The sequence below is a fragment of the Staphylococcus sp. GDY8P54P genome (assembly GCF_017892645.1).
Classification (GTDB): Bacteria; Bacillota; Bacilli; order Staphylococcales; family Staphylococcaceae; genus Staphylococcus; species Staphylococcus ureilyticus.
In genome coordinates, this window is sequence record NZ_JAESLN010000037.1 from 41,636 (window position 1) to 60,556 (window position 18,921).

Consider the following 18,921-nt stretch of genomic DNA (forward strand, 5'->3'; position numbering starts at 1 on the left):
ATGTATTTTTTTCAATCTCATGTACAATAAAGGTGAGAGTAAGTTATGTAAAGGGGACGCATTATGGATACGAAACAGTTAAAAATTAGTACATTTAATGAAGCGTTAAGCCAAATCAGTGACGGTATGGTTGTGGGCATTGGTTCTGGTTCAACAATAGAGTTGCTTGTCCCAAAACTAGCTGAGAAGTTGGACCATGAACAGATTGATATTACAGGTGTATGCACCTCTAATAAAACTGCTTATATCGCAAAAGAATTAGGTATTCGAGTAGTGGATGTCAATGATGTAGAAAAAATTGACGTTGCCATTGATGGTGCAGACGAAGTAGACAACAATTTGAATTTAATTAAAGGTGGCGGCGGGGCATTATTTAGAGAAAAAGTGATTGATGCCATGGCGGAAAAGTTTATTGTTTTAGTAGATGAATCTAAGTGTGTATCATACTTAGGTCAAACTTTTAATTTACCTGTAGAAGTAGATAAATTTAATTGGTTATTAGTTTCTAAAAAAATAGTAGCTTACGATAATTTAAAAGTGATGCGCCGAATGGTGGATGATGTCCCATTTATAACTGATAATGGCAATTACATCCTTGATGTTACATTGAATTCATCTATCGATCCTTATGCTATGCATGAATTTTTAATTCATTTAGTAGGTGTTTTAGAAACTGGATATTTTCTTGATGTTACAGATCAAGTCATTATAGGTAAGCAAAAAGGCGTTGAAATTTTAAATAAATCATAACTCAAAATATAATAAAAGCAGGTTAACTAACGGTATAAATTAAGATAGACATGAAGTTTATTCATTGTATCTGAATATACGATTAGCGTAACCTGCTTTTTGTTAATTAGCGACGATGATCATGTTTGTTTTTAAGTTTAAAAGGTGATCGTTGTCGTTTTTTATTTTGTTGTTGTATGGTTGGCTCAGAAGTACTAGAATCATCATGTTTTGGTGATGATGTCTCCACCTGTGCTTTTTCAGTAGAATTTTCAACGGCGCCATTTACCTGTGTCTCAACATGTTGACGTTCATCTTGGACATCGTTGTTCTCTATAGTTTGTGGCGTGTTTTCATCAATAATATTGTTTCGGCTGTCATCGTGCTGTGTTTGTCGGTGATTCTTCTCAGTGTCCGTGTCATTCACATGTTCAGTCGATGGTTTTGAGTTAGCATCATGTGAATTGACATGATTGTCTGTTGCTCTTTCAGTTTGAGATGTAGCAGTTTCACTGTGCTCACTGTCTCCACTATGTGTATGTACATTTGTTGTTGAATTATCAGATTCGAGTGTATCTTCATTACTATCATCTGCTTGAGCAGTTTCTGAATCTTCACTTACATGATCTAAATAATTATTGCTATCAACTTCATCTAAACTACGTTTAGTAAAGAAATAAAGTATTGCTCGAATAATAATACTTAATAAAATGTAAACGACTGCTACAGCTGATGTGGATAATGCAATTACTTTCATTGCAAAAACACTGCCAAGTTCTTCATTGAATAAGAAAACAAGACCAAATGACATTGCTGCATGGAATATCGTTGCGATAAATATCGTGCGACCTTTTGTAGCACGAATTAACTCACCGATAATCATGGAAAATGCAAATGTATATAATAAACCATATAAAGTATATTCAAGACTAAAGGCCACATTTATATTCCAAATGGAATATAATAAACCAACAATAATCGATGCAAAGAATGTGTTCATTTTCGTTTCTATAATATTTTGTAAATAAGAACGGAAACCAAATTCTATTAAGAATGCCATCACTAGTTGTCCAAGTATAATTGCAGTAATTGAAACAGATAAATCTTCTGTTTGTAATAATACAAAACTATCCGCAAAGATATTAAAACTTATCATAGCAATCAGGAAAATGATTAAAGGTAAAATAAATGCTAGTAAAATACGTTCAATCACTTTTAAATCTATTGTTAGTTTTAAACCAGATAACTGCGTCTTACGTTTACTAAAAACGATAATACAAACAAGCGCAGCAATAAATGGCGCTATAGCACTTAAGTCAAAGACAAAAGTCTTAAGTGAAATAGTACTTTGTAAGTCTTTCAGTATAATAGGAGCTGCATAAGCAATAATATAGAAAATAAAAATCATTATTGCCCATTGAAAACCTGATATACGTTGTTTATTCATTATGTAACCTCCAATAGGGTTCAGAAAATCATTTATCACTAATTATACATATTTATTAATCAGAAATAAATTAAATTTAGGTATTTATCATTGAAATGTAATAGTAATGCCAAAACTAACATCTAAATGAAATAATTTATTGTCATTTGATAAAATTAAGTAGATAAATTTTGGGTAAATAAAAGCATAAATTGAATTGAATTCAATGTAAGCGTATACTTTTAAATGAGACATTGTTATAAAAGGAGGAGAATTATGTATAAATTAGCACAGCGTGATTTCTGGACAGGTAGAGTCGATAGCGAATCAGATAAGTCTCAATTTAGACATTTTCAAACTGTGAATTTTAGAAATATCAAAGATGACTATCATGAGACACGCCAAGGTGTGGGATTATTAGGTTACGCAGTTGACAGAGGTGTTGAATTGAACAAAGGGAGATTAGGTGCTAAAGAAGGTCCCGACGCAATTAAGAAAGCATTTGCCAATCTACCTGTGTTGAGTGACTGCAAGATATATGACTATGGTAATGTAGAACATGATCATGATGACTTAGAAGACACCCAAAAAGAATTCGCAAAATATGTTGCGACATCAATACAAAGGCATAAACAGACGTTTTTATTGGGTGGTGGACACGATATCGCATATGCCCAGTATTTAGGTATAAGAGAAGTTTATCCTGATGCTTCTTTAGGTATCATTAATATCGATGCACATTTTGATACCAGAGCGGAGTCACAGTCTACCTCTGGAACGAGCTTTAGTCAAATTTTAGATCAAGATAATCAAGCAGATTATTTGGTATTAGGTATACAACAAGGCGGTAATACACAAGGCCTATTTGATTATGCGGAAGAAAAAGAAATCGGCTTTGTTTATGCTGAGGAATTATTACATCAAATATCTCCTCCTGTAAAAGATAAAGTAGAACGATTTATACACAATCATGACGTTATTATGTTCACAATATGTATGGATGTTATAGATAGCGCATACGCACCAGGTGTAAGTGCTAACGCAGTATTAGGTTTGTTCCCACATATTGTCCTTGAACTTGCCAAACGCATTATCCCAAATGACAAAGTCTCTACGATTAGCATTGCAGAAACAAACCCTAAATATGATGTCGATAATCGTACTGCAAAGCTATCAGCTAATTTTTTACATCATTTTATTCTTTAATATTCCAATAATAAAGGCATAAATCTATAAAAGAAAGTACTCGTTCAGGGTGCTTTCTTTTTTTTAGGTAATTGATGTAAATGGTACGACTGAGTGTAGGTTTAATTTCAATTGCATCTAAATCTCGTGCATTAAAAGATTGGTAATAGACACGTGGTATGACGGCATAGCCTAATCCTCGATGAACGAAATTCGTTGAAGCTTCAAAGCGATCTGCCTCTATAATAATATTTGGGTGAATATTTAAGCGGTTAAAATAGTCATCCAAATGCTTACGTACTTGGGAACCTTTTGTAGGTAAAATGAGCGGTAAAGATTTAATGGATACCTTTTTGCTATTAGAAAAGGTATTTTTAGGTGTTATGAGGACATAAGATTCCTTATATAGAGGAACAGAGTGTATATCCTCGTGAATAATTTGTTCATTGGTTAAGCCTAAATGATTTTCAAAATTTAATAGACGCTCTAATATCGTGCTCTGATCATGTACTTCTGAAGCGTGATACGTTTGATCTGCATATTCTTTTTGATGCATAGCAACTACTTGTGATATCCATTGATTTGATGATTCAAGAATAGAAAATTTGATTTTAGGTGCATGTCCCATTTTTAAATCATACATTTTTTCTAGCGTTTGATGATAACTTTGTACGAGCTGAATTGCGTAATTATAAAAATGAATACCTTTTTCAGTAATTTTGATATCCTTGGTCGTTCTTAAAAATAAATCATAACCTAAATCAGCTTCTATTTTTTTTATTGTATTAGTTAAAGAGGGTTGGCTTATATGCAAAAAATCTGCTGCCTTTGTAAAACTATTATATTTAACGACAGCAATAAAATATTCTAATTGAACAATTTTCATCTGAATGTCACTCCTATATATTTGCGTATTTATAGTTTGAAACTATTAATAATTAGTTTATTGATATTGGTAGTCTATATAATAACATATTATACTTTTAGATATAGAGGGAGTCGTACTTTCATGTTAGGGGCGTGAAGTACATGTGGAGATTTTTCATTTATAGCTTGATTGGTATTATATTTTTCTTCGTTCCTGTGACTATACAAGGTCAATCAACCATTATGATTGATCATATTGTGCAATGGATTACGCTAATAGTGAAACCAGTTTTACCATATTATGTATTGATTTTAATTATTATTGGTGCAATTCATCCATTTCTCAATCAAAGGTGGAATGAATCGAAAACAAATATTATTTTTAGCTTATTCAAAGTAGTAGGGGTATTCATCGCTTTCATGGTTGTTTTCAATATAGGGCCTGCTTTTGTTTTAAAAGAAAGTATTGGACCATTTTTATATGAAAAGTTAGCCATACCATTAAGTGTTTTAATTCCCATAGGAGCGATTTTTTTATCATTTTTAGTAGGTTTTGGATTGTTAGAGTTTATCGGTGTGATTTGTCGTCCGATAATGCGACCGATATTTAAGACACCAGGAAAGTCAGCGGTCGATGCAGTAGCATCATTTGTTGGTAGTTATTCAATAGGCTTACTAATAACAAACAAAGTCTACAAGAGTGGTAGTTGCACACATAAAGAAGCAGTAGTTGTAGCGACAGGGTTCTCTACGGTTTCCGCTACGTTTATGATTATTGTAGCTAACACACTAGGTATTATTCAGCATTGGAATTTATATTTTTGGTTTACACTCGCAGTGACATTTATTGTTACTGCTATTACCGTACAACTCCCACCTATCAGATTTGAAAAGCATACGACATATAAAGACCAACCATATCAAGAAGAGATTCGCAGAAACATGCCATTGTTAAAAGAGTCTTGGTTAGAAGCAAAATTAGCTGTGAAACAGTCTAAGTCATTAATTGACAATGTATTTGAAAATTTGAGAGATGGTGTCGTAATGACTATAGCAATTTTACCTTCTATCATGTCAATTGGTTTTCTAGGATTAGTAATCGCAGAATTCACACCAGTAATCGAATATATATCTTACATCTTTTATCCATTTATCAGCATTTTTCCAGTAGAAAATGTAGGGGTATTAGCACAGGCTTCAACGATTTCAATTGTTGAAATGTTATTACCAGCTGCGATTGCACAATCAGCAGATTTAGCAACAAGATTTACAGTAGCGGTCATGAGTGTTTCAGCGATTATATTTTTCTCAAGCGTTGTTCCGGTTATATTATCTACTGAAATTAAAATATCGATAGGAAAACTTGTGATTATTTGGTTTGAAAGAGTAGTACTCACACTACTGATTACAATTCCATTTGCATTATGGATATTTTAAATATCAAAACAAAGGTTGAATTTAAAATCGATGAAGGAGAGATTGTTCATGAGAAATATTAAAGCAAAAAAAGGTTTAGAGATTGAATGTAAAGGTTGGGAACAAGAAGCAGTATTACGAATGCTATATAATAATTTAGATCCTGAAGTTGCAGAAAGACCCGAAGATTTGGTTGTCTATGGTGGCATAGGTAAAGCAGCTCGAAACTGGGAAGCATTCGAAGCAATTGAATCCACACTGCGTTCATTAGAAGCTGATGAAACGATGTTAGTTCAATCAGGCAAACCAGTTGCTGTATTTAAAACACATGAAGAGGCACCACGTGTATTACTTTCAAATTCTGTATTAGTACCTGAATGGGCAAACTGGGATCATTTTAATGAATTAGATCAAAAAGGTTTAATGATGTATGGACAAATGACTGCGGGTAGTTGGATTTACATAGGTTCACAAGGTATCGTTCAAGGTACATATGAGACATTCGGTGAACTAGCTAATCAACATTTTAATGGCAAATTAAATGGTACGATTACATTAACTGCTGGTCTTGGTGGCATGGGTGGTGCACAACCATTGGCAGTTACGATGAATGGTGGAGTTGTCATCGGAGTTGATGTAGATGAAACACGCATTGATAAGCGTATTGATACACGTTACTGTGATGTGAAAACACGAGATTTAGACGAAGCATTAACGTTAGCGGAAGATGCACGCAAACAAGGCAAGCCATTATCTATTGGCTTGGTCGGTAATGCGGTCGATGTACATCAAGCAATTTTAGATAAAGGATTTAAAATTGATATTATTACGGATCAAACGAGTGCCCACGATCCTTTAAATGGTTATGTGCCACAAGGGTATTCATTAGAAGAGGCAAGTGCACTTCGTAATAAAGATCCAAAACAATACGTGAAAGAATCGCAATCCTCAATGCATAAGCATGTATCACTAATGTTAGAATTTCAAAAACAGGGTGCGGTCGCTTTTGATTATGGAAATAACATAAGACAGGTCGCATATAATGATGGCTTAAAAAATGCTTTTGATTTCCCTGGGTTTGTACCGGCATATATTAGACCGCTATTTTGCGAAGGAAAGGGACCATTTAGATTTGCAGCATTAAGTGGGGATCCTAAGGATATTGAACGTGCTGATGAAGAAATGAGAAAGTTGTTCCCTGAAAATGAAAAACTTATTCGTTGGTTAGATTTAGCACAGGAGAAAATTGCGTTTCAAGGATTGCCTTCAAGAATTGCGTGGTTAGGTTATGGAGAACGTGCGAAAATGGGTCTAGCGTTAAATAGACTTGTGCGTGAAGGTGAAATTTCTGCACCGATTGTAATTGGTCGCGACCATTTAGATTCAGGTTCAGTAGCCAGTCCTAATCGTGAGACTGAAGGTATGAAAGATGGTTCAGATGCCGTAGGAGATTGGGCTATTTTAAATGCATTAATCAATACTGCTGCAGGTGGATCTTGGATTTCATTCCATCATGGCGGTGGTGTTGGTATGGGTTATTCATTACATGCAGGCATGGTAGTAGTTGCTGATGGTTCAGAAAGAGCAGATAAACGTTTAGGACGTGTATTAACTACGGATCCGGGTATGGGAGTAGTAAGACATGCTGATGCAGGTTATGAATCAGCAATTAATGTAGCAAATGAAAAAGGCATTCACATTCCAATGATTACAAGAAAAGGAGATAAAAAATGAACGACTTAATCATTCAAAATATTAAACAATTAATTTTACCGAAAGCTACCAAACGTCCTTTAAAAGGCAAAGAATTAGATGATTTAAATATTGTTGAAAATGGTACAGTAGTTGTGAAAAATGGCAAGATTGTTTATGCGGGTGAACATTCTGATGCATATGATGCAAAAGAAATAATAGATGCTTCAGGAAAAGTCGTTTCACCTGCCTTGGTAGAAGCACATACGCATCTTGTACATGGTGGCTCACGTGAACATGAGATGTCACTCAAGCGTCAAGGTGTGTCTTATTTAGAAATACTTGAACAAGGTGGCGGTATACTTTCTACTGTAGAAGCCACACGTCAAGCGACGGAAGACGAACTTTTTGAAAAAGCGGAAAAAAATCTATTAACCATGTTACAACACGGTGTCTTAGCGGTTGAAAGTAAGAGTGGTTATGGATTGGATAAAGAAAATGAACTTAAACAATTGCGTGTTTCAAATCGATTAGCAAAAAAATATAATTTAGACATGAAACATACCTTCCTTGGGCCACATGCTGTGCCTAAAGATGCGGAGTCTAACCAAGCTTTCTTACAAGAAATGATAGATTTATTGCCGGAAGTTAAACCATATGCTGATTTTGCCGATATTTTCTGTGAAACAGGCGTGTTTACTGTGGAAGAATCTAAATCTTACATGGAAGCAGCTAAAAAACAAGGCTTTGATGTTAAAATTCATGCAGATGAAATCGATCCATTAGGTGGTTTAGAACTTGCAATTGATGAAAATGCTATCTCTGCGGATCATTTAGTTGCATCTAGTGAAGAAGGTAAACAAAAGTTGAAAGATAGTGATACTGTTGCAGTATTATTACCAGGAACAACTTTTTATCTTGATAAGGAAGGTTATGCAGATGCAAGAGGTATGCTAGATAACGATGGCGCTATTGCGATAGCTACTGACTTCAATCCAGGTAGTTGTGTGACTAATAATTTACAATTGGTGATGTCTATTGCAGCGTTAAAATTAAAATTATCTCCAAATGAAATTTGGAATGCAGTGACAGTCAATGCAGCTAAAGCAATTGACGTTGATGCAGGTACCATCAATGAAGGAGATAAAGCAAATATTGTAATTTGGGATGCACCTAATCATGAATATATTCCATATCATTATGGTATTAATCATGCAGAAAGAGTTATTAAAGATGGTAAAGTGCTCTTTGATAATCGTGTAAAACTTTAATAGAAAAACTGTAATTAAAATTAAAAATAAGATTATTAGAGATGAATAGGGTGAGGAATGGAATCAAAAATGTTGATTTGTCCTCGCTCTATTCTTATTTTTTTATTCAAGTTTTCTAAAAATAGAAATTTAGAAGTGCAAAAAATTAAGTTAATAAAATATTTTGACAATTATGATAGTATAGTAATTAAAGGGGCTTGGGGGTGAGTACGGTGTGAGTAATGCTGGGTATATTGAACAATGGAAAGGTAACATAGTACAGAATACACTTTCAGGTGTATTACTTGCACTTGCATTGTTACCTGGTGCAATTGCTTTTTCATTTATAGCAGGCGTGAATCCAACAATCGGTATGTTAAGTACTGGTTTAATGATGCTTGTACTTAGCTTGACTGGAAATAGAACCTTGATGGTATCAGCACCAAGTAGTGGTGTATCTTTAGTCGTAGCACCTTTAGCTGCAAGTCATGGGATGCAAGCTGTCATTTCAGCAACGTTATTTATGGGTATCATCCAAATTTTATTTGGGTATTTTCAAATTAATAAATGGTTAGAATTGATACCTGTCGGTGTTGTAATTGGATTTATGAATGCACTAGGTATATTATTATTTACATCTCAGCTAAAGAATATTTTAGGTATTTCTATGGCAACTTATATCGTTGCAATCATGTCATTTTTTATTATTTGGTTGGGCGCTCAACATATCAAAATTATACCTGCACCATTGATATCCATCATTATACTGACAATATTTTCGTGGGTATTAAAACCTGATATAAAATATGTGCACGATTTGTCTTCAATACATATTAAACTACCTTATCCAACTATTCCTATTGAAATATTAAATGTAAACTATCTCCTAATTACATTGTTTTATGGTTTGATGATGGCTATTGTTGCAATCGTTCAAACGACTTTAACAGCAAGAATGATGGATGAAGTAACAGCTACGACTAGTGATAAAAATCGTGAATCAATAGGTCAAGGCATAGCTAATTTAGTAGTAGGATTATTTGGCGGTTATGGTGGAAGTGCGCTTGTTGGTCAATCGCGTTTTAATGTAACAATGGGTGCGAACTCTAGAGTTTCGACGCTTGTTACCGGTAGTTTTTTACTGGTAAGTTTATTTGTTTTTGGTGAAATTATAGGACATATTCCAATGGCTGTTTTAGCTACCGTGCTTATTACAATTTCATTGAATACATTTGATAGACGAACAATACCCTTTATACGTAAGTCACCTTTAGTAAATGGATTCATGGTAATACTTACGATGGTGCTTATTTTAATCTCTAATAATTTAGCGCTCGGCGTTGTGATTGTAACAATACTATATTATATTTTAAAACGTTTTATAAATTTAGAAAGGACGTGACATGTCATGCCACAATATGAAGACTTTGTAAAATGGAGACGTACATTTCATCAGTTTCCAGAATTGTCTGATGATGAATATGAAACAACGAAACGATTAAGACGTATTTTAGAAAGTTATGAAATTAAAATTTTAGATATACCGTTGGAAACTGGTTTGATTGCTGAAGTAGGTCAAGGAGATACGTTTATTGCTGTTCGATCGGATATAGATGCTTTGCCAATTAATGAAGAAGTTGTACATGAATTTACATCAACTAATGAAGGTATTATGCATGCTTGTGGTCATGATATCCATATGGCAAGTATTTTAGCAACAGCTACAAAATTAAAAGAAATTGAAGATCAATTAAAAGGTAGAGTACGTTTTATTTTTCAACCTGCCGAAGAGCTGGGCTATGGTGCTGTTAAATTAGCTGAGACAGGTGCTATTGATGGTACAAAAGCTGTGCTTGGTTATCATAATTATCCTACTATGGATATAGGTACATTGGCAGTGAAATCTGGTGCCGTGACATCCTCTGTAGATCGCTTTGAATTTAAAATTAAGGGTAAAGGTGCACATGCAGCAAAGCCTGAACAAGGTAATGATCCAGTCATCGTATTAGGTCAATTAATCAATAGTGTTCAATCCATCGTCAGCAGAAATTTATCTGCTTTTGATAATGCAGTCGTAACGATTGGAGAAGTATCTTGTGGTAATACATGGAATGTTATTGCAGATCAAGCTTATGTACAAGGTACAGTGAGAAGTTTTGATGAAGGTATTCGCACATTCATTGAGAAGAGATTGAGAGAAATTGGGAGTGGATTGGCAGAAGTATTTGATGTTGAAATTGAAACACAATATATACGATTACCAGGCGCAGTAATCAATGACGAAAAATTAACAGACGATGCAATTAACGTTGCTAAACAAGTAGGTTACAATGTGAATATAATGGAACAGCCATTAACTATTGGTGAAGATTTTTCTGGGTTTGCCAACAAGTATCCAAGTGTATTTGTTTTTATTGGATCTAATAGTGACTATGATTTACATCACCCCAAATATGATCCCGATGAACGCATTTTAGAAAAAGTACCAGATTACTTTGTAACATTTGTAAAGAAATTATTGAACGAAACTTAAAAATATAATCTTGTGTTATGGGCGATTTAATTTGGGTAAAAAATAATTACAACCATTATTTTTTGAGGAGGATTAAGCATGGCGTCTCAAGATCCTAGAAAGAAATATTCAAATGCAGATTTTCCAAAACAAGAGCAACTCGTTCCAGGTTTACAAAAAGATCTGAAGCCTAAACCAGATTGTGGAGAAACTTCTTATACCGGTTATGGTAGATTGAAAGGTTTAAAGATGTTAGTAACAGGTGGAGATTCAGCTATTGGTAGAGCAGCAGCTATTGCGTATGCTAAAGAAGGTGCTGATGTTGCAATCAATTACTTGCCATCAGAACAAGAAGATGCTGAAGAAGTAGAAGAAGTTATTATATCGGCAGGACAACAAGCTGTGCTAATACCGGGTGATTTACGCAATGAACAATTCAATTATGAGTTAGTAGAACGTGCATATCACGCGTTAGGTGGATTAGACAATGTTACACTCGTAGCTGGACATCAACAATATAGAGATACACTAAAGGGCTTCGATACAGCGTCATTTACTGAAACCTTTGAAACGAATGTGTATCCAATATTTTGGATTGTACAAAAAGCGATTGATTATCTTGAACCAGGTGCTACAATTACGACAACGTCATCTGTACAAGGTTATAACCCAAGTCCAATTTTACATGATTATGCAGCATCAAAAGCTGCAATCATATCGCTAACTAAAAGTTTGTCTGAAGAACTAGGAGCTAAAGGCATCCGTGTTAACTGTGTTGCACCAGGACCATTTTGGTCACCACTTCAAATATCAGGTGGACAACCACAATCCAAAATTCCAACATTTGGACAAAAAGAAGTGCTTGGCAGAGCAGGTCAACCTGTAGAATTAGCAGGCGTTTATGTTCATTTAGCAGCTGATGAATCAAGTTACACTACTGGCCAAGTATACGGGGTTACAGGTGGTACACAATTAGATTAATTTGATAGATGGCTATTTCAAAGTGATTCGTGCTTAAATGAACAGTTATGCACTTACATTTTGACATAGCCACTTTTTATTTATGAAAGGAAAGTGAATTTTTGTGAAACATTTTAAAGCAAGTGAATTGTCTAAAAGACAAAACTATAAATTATTGAGTGGTAGTATCATACCTAGGCCAATAGCCTTTGTGACGTCTCAAGATAAAAATGGCAAGTTAAATGCGGCACCGTTCAGTTTTTTTAATGTGGTGAACAGTGCACCACCGATGATTATGATTTCTACAGGACGCTCAGAAGGTAAACGTAAAGACACTTCACTTAATATTGAAGAGACTGAACATTTTGTAGTACATATCACTGATGAAACAAACGTAGAGCAAATTAACCGTACAGCTGCACCATTGGATCGTACTGAAAATGAATTAGAACGAACAACGTTAACCCTTGTCAACTCAGAACTGATAAGTGTACCTGGTATTGAACAGGCGAAAATACGTATGGAATGTAAATTAGAGCGGATTATATCATTAGGAGATACTGATGAGGGGTCAGATCTAATCATTGGAGAAGTCGTGATGTTTCATATTAATGAAAACGTGTATTTTGAAGACAGTAAGATTAATGCACAGGCACTAGAAGCCGTGTGCCGTTTAGCTGGAAATGATTATGCCACGATCGGTGATACATTTACGATTGTTCGGCCAACGGAATAACCTTTGAAGTAAAATATCATTTCATATTATGATTATATAATTGACGAAGTGGCATGAATAGTGTACTGTTATAAAATAAATAAAATAGCTTATCTAGAGAAGTGGAGGGACTGGCCCATTGAAACTTCGGCAACATGGTAATGCGTGTGCCAATTCCAGTAGCATAAAGTGTGCTAGAAGATAAGATTAAAGATGTATCGATTTACTCTTTTCTTCTATGAGAAAAGAGTTTTTTATTTTTTATGGTAAGCAAAATGAATGATTGACTAAAAAAGTAATGATAAAGAAAGTTGGTTTTGTATGACGGAAAATAAAAAAGGTAACGCATGGGCGCTTGTGCCATTAATCATTTTTGTAGGTATATTTTTAGGTGTGGGCGTTATTACTGGTGACTTTTCAATAATGCCACTCAATGTTGCAATTATTATCGCATCCATTGTGGGTTTGTTGATAAATAAAAAAGAAACATTTTCTAAAAAAGTAGATGTATTTACTAAAGGCGCTGGACATTCAAATATTATTTTGATGATGTTAATATTTCTACTTGCGGGTGCATTTTCTCAAACTACAGAAGATATGGGGGGAGTCAAGTCGACGGTAAATTTAGGACTATCCTTTATTCCAGAAAACTTAATTATCGTCGGTTTATTTATCATTTGTATGTTTGTATCACTTTCAATGGGTACTTCAGTCGGTACAGTTGCAGCTATAGCGCCGGTTGGTTTTGGTTTGAGTCAGGCGACTGATGTATCTGCAGCGATAACAATGGCTACTGTCGTTGGTGGCGCAATGTTTGGTGATAATTTATCAATGATTTCGGATACTACAATTGCCGCTGTTCGTACTCAAAAGACTAAAATGAGCGATAAGTTTAAGGTGAACATAAAGATTGTATTACCAGGTGCGCTATTTACTGTTATAGTACTTTGGTTTTTAACGCATGGTGCTCAGATAGATACTACGAAATCATATGACTATAACTTTATTAAAGTTATTCCATACTTATTGGTACTGATTTTAGCGCTGGCAGGTATAAATGTAATTATAGTGTTGATTGGTGGTACCGTATTATCTGCGATTATTGGACTGGTTGATGGATCATTCAACTGGTCAGGCTTGCTTAGTTCAATCTCAAAAGGAATTGTTGGTATGGAGGATATTGCGATTATTGCACTTTTAATTGGCGGACTTGTAGCATTGATACAACATAATGGTGGTATCACTTGGCTATTAAATTTTGTACGTAATAGGGTTAAATCAAAACGCGGTGCAGAATTAGGTATAGCTGGACTTGTGAGTGCTGCGGATATTTCGACTGCCAATAATACAATTTCTATATTAATGGCAGGCCCCTTAGCTAAAGATATTGCAGATGAATACGATATTGATCCTAGGAAATCTGCAAGTGTTTTAGATATATTTGCGAGCTGTTTCCAAGGTTTATTACCTTATAGTCCGCAAGTTATAGCAGCAGCAGGCGTTGCGTCTATCTCACCAGTTTCATTAATGCCGTATTCAATTTATCCGATCATTCTAGGTGTTTGTGGCCTAATTGCAATTTTCTTTAGATTACCAAGATTAAAATAAAAAAGTTGATTAAAAGAAAGGGCAACAGTTTATATTATTTGATATAGACTGTTTGTCCTCTTTTTTAAGAAGTAAGATAGTATTAAAAAAGGGAAAATTTTGACGTTTACTGATTAATAACGATAGAATAAATAGGTTATCACTTTTAAAGGGGATATAAAGGAAAGTTGAATTTCATAGTATTATTGTTTAGAAGTCTAGTATAATGAGTTAGAATAGTTATAAGAGTGAAAGTAGGTGAACAATCATGGCTAGATATAATGTGGAAAATGAAAACGTAGAAATTCAGTTGGAAAGACTGTTTAAAGTTGAACCTGAATTAGTATATCAAGCTTGGACTGAGCAACGATTTCTTAAACAATGGTTTATGACAACTGAACGAACGAATAAATCAATAGAGATAGACGCTGTACAAAACGGAAGCTATGAAATTATTGATGTTCGTAAAGGGAAAGAAAATATAGTGAAGGGTTCTTACGTTACTTTGAACCCAAATGAATATATTGTAATGACGATAGGGATGCCTGAATTAAGTGACTCTGAAGATACAATTGAAGTAGAGATGTTTGAAAGAGAACCAGGCATAACCCAAATGATTTTTAATTATACAGCTTATGTACCTAGGGAACGCAGATTGACATCATTAGAGTATAAGCAAAAGAAAAAGGAATATCATGATTCTACTGCGCATGGTTTTGAAATGTTGTTTGATAAGCTGCAAACAACACTAGAAGAATATGAAGAGGAACAATAAAAAATCATTACAACCTAACTCAATAAATTAAAAGTGGGACTCAGGCATATTTGGGCAGAAGCTCATGTATCAGTCCCACTTGTGTAATAAATTGAGATGTTGACTAAGAGGCTGAGACAATTAATTTGTCCAGCTTTCTTTTATTTGATATGTTAATTATTTTGTGTGAATTGACCGTATTGTATACGCTCATTAAATTTACGTAGTACCGTTTCAAAAAAAATATGGTAGCTGATAAAGCTGGAATAATCAATGCCGTTTGTTAAATAAAAAGTGTTACTTGATACGTAGATATTATAATTTGCCTTTTGAGCCAAGGTGTTGTCTTGAAGCGTAGTAATAGAAATGAAATACTTTTGACGCAGTTGCAGTAAATTCGTTATATCGGATAAGTGATCGGTCTCGCCGGATAAAGAAATAATAAAAAACAAATCATTATCAGAAGCTTTATTTAACACCATTTTAAATTCATGTACATCATGTAATACAATAATATTTTTATGTATGGTCAATAAAATTCTTTGAGCTTCTTGCGCAACATTCATTTGAGCTAAACCTGTGCCATATAAATATACCGTTTCGGCTTGATATATTTTGTCAGTAACTAGGTCGTAATCGATACGTTCCAAATAAGTGAAGGTATTTTCAATTTCTTGTTTAAAAGCGTTCATAGAGTCAGAAGGTAATTGATGGACTTGTTCAGATTCAAATTTTAAGTATGATTTAAAATCACTGTAGCCATCAAAGCCGAGCTTACGAGTAAAACGATGAATACTTGCATTTGATGCATGTGTATAAGCCGCTAAATCTTGGATTTTCATTGTTTTACAATCTGATATATGTGTGTTTATAAAATGAGCGATTTGTAGGTCGTTTTCATTTAATTTATTAAAATTGTTATTTATGCGTTCATCTAAAAGCAACGTTATCACCTCAGAATTTTGAAAATATTTTCAAGTTTTGAAAATATAATCTTATTGTACAAAATTGTTCGTAATGGCGTCAAACTATTGTTCTGATGTAAGCGTTTACTATAAAATCGATGGTAAATTGATCCATAATCATTTGAATAGAGAGATATTCAATTATCATAAGTGAATTATTTTGGAAATTTAGAAAAGGGGAACTTTATATGAATGCTATAAAGCGATTTGGAAGTGCAATGATTGTACCTGTATTGATGTTTGCATTTTTTGGTATTGTACTCGGTTTAGCAACATTATTTAAAAATCCTTCAATAATGGGGAGTATTGCTGAAGAAGGTACAAATTGGTTCAAAATATGGTCAGTGATAGAGTCTGGTGGTTGGACAATATTTAATCACATGGAAGTGGTATTTGTTGTTGGCTTGCCATTATCTTTAGCTAAAAAAGCACCTGGACATGCAGCACTGTCAGCATTAATGGGATACTTAATGTTTAATACCTTTATCAATGCCATATTAACGCAATGGCCGCATACATTCGGAGCAAATTTAGAAAAGGGTGTAGAAAATGTAACGGGATTAAAAGCGATTGCTGGTATAGAAACATTAGACACGAATATCCTAGGCGGTATTATTATTTCAAGCATTGTCACATGGATACATAATAGATATTATAGTAAAAAATTACCTGAAATGCTTGGTGTATTTCAAGGTTTGACATTTGTAGTAACGATTTCATTTTTTGTCATGTTGCCAATTGCTTTAATTACTTGCATCATATGGCCAACGGTACAAAATGGTATTTCTTCACTGCAAGGATTTATTATTGGCTCGGGTTATATAGGTGTGTGGTTGTATCATTTTTTAGAAAGAGTATTGATACCAACTGGATTACATCACTTTATATATGCACCAATAGAAGTAGGTCCTGTTGTTGTGAATCATGGATTGAAAGCAGAATGGTTCGAACATGTAAATGAATTTGCTAAAAGTAAAGAACCATTAAAAGAATTATTCCCATATGGCTTTATGTTACAAGGTAACGGAAAAGTCTTTGGTTCAATTGGTATTGCTTTAGCAATGTATGCAACGACGCCAAAAGAAAATAGAAAGAAAATTGCAGCATTACTAATTCCAGCAACATTGACAGCGATTGTTGTAGGCATCACTGAACCATTAGAGTTTACATTTTTATTTATTGCACCTTATTTATTCGTTTTACATGCAATTTTAGCAGCAACGATGGATACGTTAATGTATGGTTTCGGATTAGTAGGTAACTTTGGTGGAGGATTATTAGATTTCTTTGCTACGAATTGGATACCTTTAGCCCAAAATCACTGGTTAACTTATATTATTCAAATTGCAATAGGTTTCGGTTTTACAGCGATTTATTTCTTCTTGTTCAAGTTTTTAATTATAAAATTTGATATTCCACTTCCTGGACGTAAAAAAGACGATAAGGATATGAAATTATATAATAAAGATGACTATAAAAATAAAGACGGTAAAGCACAAGTTGCTAAAAAAACTGAGTCAGCAAACGAGTTTGAAGCTAAAGCAATCTATTATTTAGAAGGTCTAGGTGGCAAAGAAAATATTAAAGACGTTACAAATTGTACGACACGTTTAAGATTGACAGTGAATGATGTCAATAAAGTTGAGGATAGTGATTACTTTACGCATAAACAAATGGCACATGGCTTAGTGAAAAGTGGGAAAAATGTGCAAGTCGTAGTAGGTATGTCTGTACCTCAAGTCAGAGAAGCATTTGAAAATTTAGTATTTGAAGAAAAAACTAAATAATAACCAGATTGCATATAAAACTTATGCACAAAAAAGGACTAATCCATATGATAATCATTAATGGATTAGTCCAATTTTTTATCAATAACGCATCAATTAATTTTTGCATGCTTGTTAGTAGACATGGTATACACGGCGCGAAGATGGGTCTTACATTCTATTTTGTTTATAAGTGTCCACATAAAAAAACGTCATTTCTATACAATTACAATAAGAATAGACGTTTATGATTGGATGCTAGATTCTTGTATACATGATTTATGTTGATTAAATATCGTGAAATGGTAGCTAAATCAATTTTACTGTATATGTGAGTGATGTCGTACATTAATGTTTTTAAGAAATTCTCGTTTTATGCATTAAACGTGGTTGGTAGGTAGCACTGTAAACATCAATGTTGTGTGTTGCGATAGCATGAATTAATTTAGAGAATACTGTAGGCGAACAAGAAACGTTGATGGTATTTCGATTGAAGGTATAAACAATTGTTTCAGTGTGATTGAGTAAATTCATAATGTCGATAACTTTGTCTTTAATAAATGCATCATGAAGGCCGTCAACAGCGATTTCGAAACGCTTAGATGATAATAGTAAATGATCCAAGTCTAGTAGGTCTTGTGCATGATTATTTTCTAAAATTTGATAGATTAAATAATTGTGGAAGCTAAGAAAACTAATCAAATATGGTAGTTGTTGCTTAGGTAAATTCACTTCTAAAGCATATAAATGATTTTTTTTGAAAATAGTAAATTTGAACGATTTACAAAAGTGGACTTGTTTCAAAAGTTTTAACAAATTTTTGCGGATATGACGTTTATTTAAACCACTGATGTTTAAAACAAACGTTTCAGTTTTATCTAAAAACATATTATACCTCCATATCTATATAAAGTGACATACGTATATTAAAATTAATATTTAGTGCCCTTAAAATTATACATGTTTTAAATTCTATTAAATTGTACCACTCTTTTTAAAAGAAGACACTAGGTCTTTAGAACGAAGTATAAAATTTTTGGAAATTCCTAGGGTTTTAAAGTCAAAATATTTAGAAAATTCTGTTGTTTAGATGTTCA

At 33.7% G+C, this 18,921-nt stretch carries 16 protein-coding genes and 1 riboswitch; of the genes, 12 read left to right on the forward strand and 4 right to left on the reverse strand.

What is annotated here, in order from left to right; translation table 11 throughout:
• The first annotated feature begins 60 nt into the window (after positions 1-60).
• Complete coding sequence (locus KA883_RS11825; protein ID WP_046208511.1) at positions 61-750, forward strand: ribose 5-phosphate isomerase A; 690 nt, start codon at positions 61-63, stop codon at positions 748-750.
• A gap of 106 nt (positions 751-856) precedes the next feature.
• Here KA883_RS11825 and sdpC read toward each other — a convergent pair whose 3' ends face one another.
• Entirely contained in the window at positions 857-2,176 is a 1,320-nt protein-coding gene (sdpC, locus tag KA883_RS11830; protein WP_210139995.1) for a peptidoglycan release complex CPBP-like subunit SdpC, read from the reverse strand.
• 255 nt (positions 2,177-2,431) lie between these two features.
• Between sdpC and hutG the strand changes: the two genes are divergently transcribed.
• Positions 2,432-3,361: a formimidoylglutamase gene (hutG, locus tag KA883_RS11835; RefSeq protein WP_210139996.1), complete on the forward strand. Its 930-nt coding sequence runs from the start codon at positions 2,432-2,434 to the stop codon at positions 3,359-3,361.
• On the opposite strand, the gene KA883_RS11840 is transcribed toward hutG, so the two are convergent.
• Positions 3,351-4,226 (reverse strand): LysR family transcriptional regulator, encoded by an 876-nt coding sequence (locus tag KA883_RS11840; protein ID WP_046208508.1) that lies wholly within the window; start codon positions 4,224-4,226, stop codon positions 3,351-3,353. The genes hutG and KA883_RS11840 overlap by 11 nt on opposite strands.
• Before the next feature lie 143 nt (positions 4,227-4,369).
• Here KA883_RS11840 and KA883_RS11845 point away from each other — a divergent pair, with 143 nt between their 5' ends.
• The 9 genes from KA883_RS11845 (at position 4,370) to KA883_RS11885 (ending at position 15,114) form a co-directional block, all read left to right on the forward strand.
• Positions 4,370-5,644 (forward strand): YjiH family protein, encoded by a 1,275-nt coding sequence (locus KA883_RS11845; protein ID WP_210139997.1) that lies wholly within the window; start codon positions 4,370-4,372, stop codon positions 5,642-5,644.
• Positions 5,645-5,692: 48 nt separating this feature from the next.
• Entirely contained in the window at positions 5,693-7,357 is a 1,665-nt protein-coding gene (gene hutU / locus KA883_RS11850; RefSeq protein ID WP_046208506.1) for a urocanate hydratase, read from the forward strand.
• The gene (gene hutI / locus KA883_RS11855) at positions 7,354-8,586 is read left to right on the forward strand and encodes an imidazolonepropionase (protein ID WP_046208505.1); all 1,233 of its coding nucleotides are present in this window, start codon (positions 7,354-7,356) and stop codon (positions 8,584-8,586) included. The genes hutU and hutI overlap by 4 nt, the downstream gene beginning before the upstream one ends.
• Positions 8,587-8,800: 214 nt before the next feature.
• Complete coding sequence (locus tag KA883_RS11860) at positions 8,801-9,967, forward strand: SulP family inorganic anion transporter (RefSeq protein WP_046208504.1); 1,167 nt, start codon at positions 8,801-8,803, stop codon at positions 9,965-9,967.
• Positions 9,968-9,973: 6 nt separating this feature from the next.
• Positions 9,974-11,098, forward strand: a complete 1,125-nt coding sequence (locus KA883_RS11865) for an amidohydrolase (protein ID WP_046208503.1) — start codon at positions 9,974-9,976, stop codon at positions 11,096-11,098.
• 78 nt (positions 11,099-11,176) lie between these two features.
• Positions 11,177-12,058 carry an SDR family oxidoreductase gene (locus tag KA883_RS11870; protein WP_046208502.1) on the forward strand — a complete coding sequence of 294 codons (882 nt, stop codon included), beginning with the start codon at positions 11,177-11,179 and terminating at the stop codon, positions 12,056-12,058.
• Between the two features lie 103 nt (positions 12,059-12,161).
• The gene (locus tag KA883_RS11875; protein WP_046208501.1) at positions 12,162-12,773 is read left to right on the forward strand and encodes a flavin reductase family protein; all 612 of its coding nucleotides are present in this window, start codon (positions 12,162-12,164) and stop codon (positions 12,771-12,773) included.
• Between the two features lie 86 nt (positions 12,774-12,859).
• Positions 12,860-12,960, forward strand: a riboswitch (SAM riboswitch).
• Between the two features lie 113 nt (positions 12,961-13,073).
• Positions 13,074-14,360: a Na+/H+ antiporter NhaC family protein gene (locus tag KA883_RS11880; RefSeq protein ID WP_046208500.1), complete on the forward strand. Its 1,287-nt coding sequence runs from the start codon at positions 13,074-13,076 to the stop codon at positions 14,358-14,360.
• 247 nt (positions 14,361-14,607) lie between these two features.
• On the forward strand, positions 14,608-15,114 hold the full coding sequence (locus tag KA883_RS11885; protein ID WP_046208499.1) for an SRPBCC family protein: 507 nt from the start codon (positions 14,608-14,610) through the stop codon (positions 15,112-15,114).
• Positions 15,115-15,266: 152 nt separating this feature from the next.
• Here the strand turns inward: KA883_RS11885 and KA883_RS11890 are convergent, their stop codons facing one another.
• Entirely contained in the window at positions 15,267-16,037 is a 771-nt protein-coding gene (locus KA883_RS11890) for a MurR/RpiR family transcriptional regulator (protein WP_046208498.1), read from the reverse strand.
• 209 nt (positions 16,038-16,246) lie between these two features.
• Here KA883_RS11890 and KA883_RS11895 point away from each other — a divergent pair, with 209 nt between their 5' ends.
• Positions 16,247-17,845, forward strand: a complete 1,599-nt coding sequence (locus tag KA883_RS11895) for an alpha-glucoside-specific PTS transporter subunit IIBC (RefSeq protein WP_046208497.1) — start codon at positions 16,247-16,249, stop codon at positions 17,843-17,845.
• 336 nt (positions 17,846-18,181) lie between these two features.
• Here KA883_RS11895 and KA883_RS11900 read toward each other — a convergent pair whose 3' ends face one another.
• On the reverse strand, positions 18,182-18,712 hold the full coding sequence (locus KA883_RS11900; RefSeq protein ID WP_046208496.1) for a hypothetical protein: 531 nt from the start codon (positions 18,710-18,712) through the stop codon (positions 18,182-18,184).
• Positions 18,713-18,921: the final 209 nt, after the last annotated feature.